General features: G+C 73.5%; 3 protein-coding genes and 1 pseudogene. 3 read left to right on the top strand and 1 reads right to left on the bottom strand.

The genetic code is table 11. The annotated features are described in order from the left end of the window. Nucleotides 1-390, bottom strand: a pseudogene (locus tag DQW06_RS28335) (molybdopterin molybdenumtransferase MoeA); the annotation flags it as partial. A 204-nt stretch (nt 391-594) separates the two neighbouring features. Between DQW06_RS28335 and DQW06_RS28330 the strand changes: the two are divergent. The 3 genes from DQW06_RS28330 to DQW06_RS28320 form a co-directional block, all read left to right on the top strand. Beyond that, nucleotides 595-1,605, top strand: a complete 1,011-nt coding sequence (locus DQW06_RS28330; protein WP_013155113.1) for a 2-dehydropantoate 2-reductase — start codon at nt 595-597, stop codon at nt 1,603-1,605. A 117-nt stretch (nt 1,606-1,722) separates the two neighbouring features. Next, nucleotides 1,723-3,666, top strand: coding sequence for a molybdopterin oxidoreductase family protein (locus DQW06_RS28325; RefSeq protein ID WP_117199630.1), 1,944 nt, complete (start codon nt 1,723-1,725; stop codon nt 3,664-3,666). A 224-nt stretch (nt 3,667-3,890) separates the two neighbouring features. After that, nucleotides 3,891-4,503: NAD(P)H-dependent oxidoreductase subunit E (locus tag DQW06_RS28320; RefSeq protein WP_198662580.1), on the top strand; the 613-nt coding region annotated here is incomplete at its 3' end.

Here is a 4,503-nt window from a genome sequence, read left to right as displayed (position 1 = left end):
CCCCAGGAGGGCGGGGGTGACGGGGCTGCCCCGGCGCGCGGCCAGCGCCCCGGCGGGGGTGGTCTCGCCCTTGCGGCGGATGTGCCTGCCGGCCTCGGCCGCGCCGCGCACGCGCCCGGAGGAGGCCGCCGCCCGCTCCCAGGGGAGGACGGCGGTGGTGCCCTCCGGCACGACGGCGCCCGTGGCGACCTCCACCGCCTCCCCCGGGTTCAGGCGGACGACGGGCCCCCGCCGCCCGGCGAGCGAGCGGCCGAGGACGGTCCAGGGGCCCTCACCGGCCACCGCGTACCCGTCCATGGCCGCGCTGTCCAGCACCGGGACGTCGACCGCCGAGACGAGGTCGGCGCCGAGGGTGGCACCGAGGGCGCCGTCGAGCGGCTCCTCGGCCATGGGCTGTCCACCCTCGGCGCCGGTCGCCCACGCCAGCTCCCGCGCCCTGGTCCAGGGCAGCGGTGCGCGCGGGCGGCTTTTTCCGGGAAGAAGCGGAGAAGTTTCCGGGGCAACCGGGTCGGGCATTCCTTCTCTCCCTGTCGTCGGGTGAAGAACGCTGCCCCGAAGCATACTGTATACAGTATTTTATGGAAAGGAGTCCTCATGCGAATCGCCGTACTCGGCGCCGGAGCGATCGGCGCCTACGCGGGAGCCGCGCTGCACAGGGGCGGGGCCGACGTGCACCTCATCGCGCGCGGCGAGCACCTGCGGGCCCTGCGCGAGCGGGGAGTCCGGGTCCTCAGCCCGCGCGGGGACTTCGACGCGCACCCGCACGCGACCGACGACCCCACCGAGGTCGGGCCCGTGGACGCCGTCATCCTCGGCCTGAAGGCCCAGCACTACGCGGCCTGCGGCCCGCTGCTGCGCCCCCTGATGGGCCCCTCCACCATGGTCGTCGCCGCCCAGAACGGCATCCCCTGGTGGTACTTCCACGGGATCGAGGGGCCCCTGGCCGGGCACCGGATCGAGAGCGTGGACCCCGGCGGCGCGGTCAGCCGGACGATCCCGGTCGAGCGCGCCGTGGGCTGCGTGGTCTACGCGGCCACCGAGATCGCCGGACCCGGCGTGATCCGGCACATCGAGGGGACCCGGTTCTCCATCGGCGAGCCGGACCGCTCCTCCTCCCGGCGCTGCCGCGACCTCCAGGCCGCGATGGAGGCGGGCGGGCTCAAGTGTCCGATCGAGCGGGACCTGCGCGAGGACATCTGGGTGAAGCTGATGGGCAACATCGTCTTCAACCCGCTGAGCGCGCTGAGCCGCTCCACCATGGTGCAGATCTGCCGCAACCGCCCGACCAGGGAACTGGCCCGCACCATGATGGCCGAGACCCTGGACGTGGCCGCGCGGCTGGGCGTGCGCCCCGCCGTCTCCATCGACCGGCGCCTGGCAGGGGCCGAGCGCGCCGGCGACCACCGCACCTCGACCCTGCACGACCTGGAACGCGGCCGCCCCATGGAACTGGACGTCATCCTGTCCGCCGTGGTGGAGCTGGCCGACCTGACCGGCGCCCCCGCCCCCGCTCTCCGGGCGGTGGACGCCGTCGCGGGACTGCTCAACGCCCGGATGCTCGACGCGCCCGCCCCCGCGCCCGCGGCACCCTCCGTCGCCGCCTAGCGCGCCAGCGCACCCTTGACCCTTGCCCACACCGTCTCAATACTGTATGCAGTATCCGCACAATATCGCCGCCCGGCGGCCCGGACGAATCCGGCCACGAACACCATGCGAGGCCACATGCGATCCGACGAACCCTCCGCACCCCTCACCCGACTCACCCGACCCCTCGTCCGTGACGGCGGCGAGCTGCGCCCGGCCTCCTGGGAGGAGGCCCTGGACCGCGCGGCCGCCGGGTTCCGGCGCGGGGTGGCCGAGCACGGCCCCAACTCCTTCGGCATGCTCTCCTGCGCCCGCGCCACCAACGAGATGAACTTCATGGCGCAGAAGTTCACCCGCGTCGTCGTCGGCACCAACAACGTCGACTCGTGCAACCGCACCTGCCACGCGCCCAGCGTCGCGGGACTGGCCGCGGCCTTCGGCTCGGGCGGGGGCACCTCCTCCTACACCGAGATCGAGGACACCGACCTCATCGTGATCTGGGGCGGCAACCCGCGCTTCGCCCACCCGATCTTCTTCCAGCACGTGCTCAAGGCCGTGCGGCGCGGGGCGCGCCTGTTCGTCGTGGACCCCCGGCGCACCCCCACCGCCGAGTGGGCCGACCGCTGGCTGGGCCTGAACGTGGGCACCGACATCCCCCTGGCGCACGCCATCGGCCGCGAGATCCTGCACGCCGGGCTGGCCAACGACACCTTCGTCCAGCGCGCCACCACCGGTCTGGAGGAGTACCGGGCGCTGGTCGAACCGTGGACGCTGGCCGCCGCCGAGGCCGAGACCGGCGTGCCCGCCGAGGCCATCCGCGAGCTGGCGCACGCCTACGCCCGCGCCGAGCGCGCCCAGATGTGCTGGACGCTGGGCATCACCGAGCACCACAACGCCACCGACAACGTCCGTTCGCTGATCAACCTGTCCCTGCTCACCGGGCACGTGGGGCGGTACGGCTCCGGGCTCAACCCGCTGCGCGGCCAGAACAACGTGCAGGGCGGCGGCGACATGGGCGCCATCCCCGACCGGCTGGTCGGGTTCCAGGACATCCTGGACGCCCGGGTGCGCGCGCCCTTCGAGGCCGCCTGGGGACGCGAGATCCAGCCCGTCAAGGGCCTGAACCTGACCCAGATGTTCGAGGCGATGGACGAGCGCGAGCTCAGGACGCTCTACGTGATCGGGGAGAACCCCGTCCAGTCCGAGCCCGAGACGCACAAGACCACCCGACGCCTGCGCGGCCTGGACCACCTGGTCGTGCAGGACATCTTCCTGACCCGCACCGCCGAACTGGCCGACGTGGTGCTCCCGGCCAGCGCGTCCTGGTGCGAGTCCGACGGCACCTTCACCAACAGCGAGCGCCGCGTGCAGCTGGTGCGCAGGGCGCTGGACCCGCCGGAGGGCGCCCGCGACGACATCGAGATCATGTGCGACCTGGCCACCCGGCTGGGCCACGACTGGACGCGGCCCTCGGCCGAGGAGATCTGGGACGAGGTCCGCTCGCTCTCCCCCATGCACCGGGGCATGAGCTACGCGCGCCTGGCCGAGCTGCACGGCATCCAGTGGCCGTGCTACTCCGAGGACACCGTGGAGCCGAGCTACCTGCACGCGCGGCTGTGGTCGGAGGACCCCGCCGAGCGCGGCGAACCCGCGCCGTTCGGGATCGTGGGCCACTCGCCGCCGGTGGACCTGCTGGACGAGGACTTCCCCTTCCGCCTGACCACCGGCCGACGGCTGGACGACTACAACACCGGCGTGCAGACCAGCGGGTTCTCCTCGCCGCTGCGCCGGGGCGAGCTGCTGGACCTGTCCCCCGAGGACGCGGCCAAGCTCGGCGTCGCCGACGGGGAGACGGTCCGGGTCACCTCCCGGCGGGGCTCGGTGCTGGTCCCGGTCTCGGTCACCAAGGCCATGCGGCCCGGCCTGGTGTTCATGACCTTCCACTTCCCCGACCAGGTGGACACCCAGCTGCTGACCATCGACGCCACGGACCCCATCGCGGGGACCGCGGAGTACAAGGCCGCCGCCGTGCGGATCGAACGGGTGGAGCGCTCCGCCCGCCAGACCGCCGCCGCGGGCTGAGGGAGGGAAAGAGGGAGGGCCGTGCCGTCGCCCCAGCCCCCTGCGGCGGCGGCACGGCCCGTCATGCCAGGTCAGCGCCCTGCGATCGCGACCCGAACGCTCGGACGCATCCTTACGCGATCTTACCGCTTACAGGGGTTGTCAACCCGAACACCGCCATCATACTGTTCTCTGTATACAGAATCCTGTGATCTGGATTACACTCGATATGAGGTGACCACGGCGTGGACCTGCGATTCCTGGACGAGACGCCCACCACCGCCGAACGCGAGGCCGTCGAGAGCGTACTCGGGCCGCCCGAGTCCGGCTGGGACGGCGGCACCCGCCAGGACGCCGACCTGCGCTACGCGCGGGGCGGCCACTCCGCCCGCGACCGGCGCGACCTCCTCCTCCCGGCCCTGCACGCGGTGAACGACCGCGTGGGCTGGATCAGCCGCCCCGCCCTCGACCACATCTGCCGCAGGCTGACCGTCCCCCCGGCGGAGGCCTACGCCGTCGCCTCCTTCTACGCGATGTTCGCCCTGCGCCGCAGGCCCCGCCGGGTCGTGCACCTGTGCACCGACATCGCCTGCGCGGCCGCGGGTTCGGACCGGATGCGCGCCCGGCTGACCGAGCGACTCGGCCCGCCCGGCGGCCACGACGGGGAGGCCGCCTGGCACGAGAGCCCGTGCCTGGGCATGTGCGAGCGCGCCCCCGCGGCCCTGGCCCTGGAGGCGGGCGCCCCCGCCCGGTACGCCGTCGCCGCCCCCGCCACGCCCGAGGCGCTGGACGCCATGGCCGCGCGGGACCTGCCCGAGAACGGGGCGCCGAAGACCAACGGCCACCGGCCCTCCACCA

It is taken from the genome of Nocardiopsis sp. TNDT3, from assembly GCF_003427465.1.
Taxonomy (GTDB): domain Bacteria; phylum Actinomycetota; class Actinomycetes; order Streptosporangiales; family Streptosporangiaceae; genus Nocardiopsis; species Nocardiopsis dassonvillei.
Note: the sequence above shows the minus strand (reverse complement) of the source record. Positions and strands in the feature narration are given on the sequence as shown.

Coding starts and splice junctions, on each gene's coding strand:
- DQW06_RS28325 (WP_117199630.1), top strand. CDS start 1,723: ATGCGATCCGACGAACCCTCCGCACCCCTCACCCGACTCACCCGACCC.
- DQW06_RS28330 (WP_013155113.1), top strand. CDS start 595: ATGCGAATCGCCGTACTCGGCGCCGGAGCGATCGGCGCCTACGCGGGA.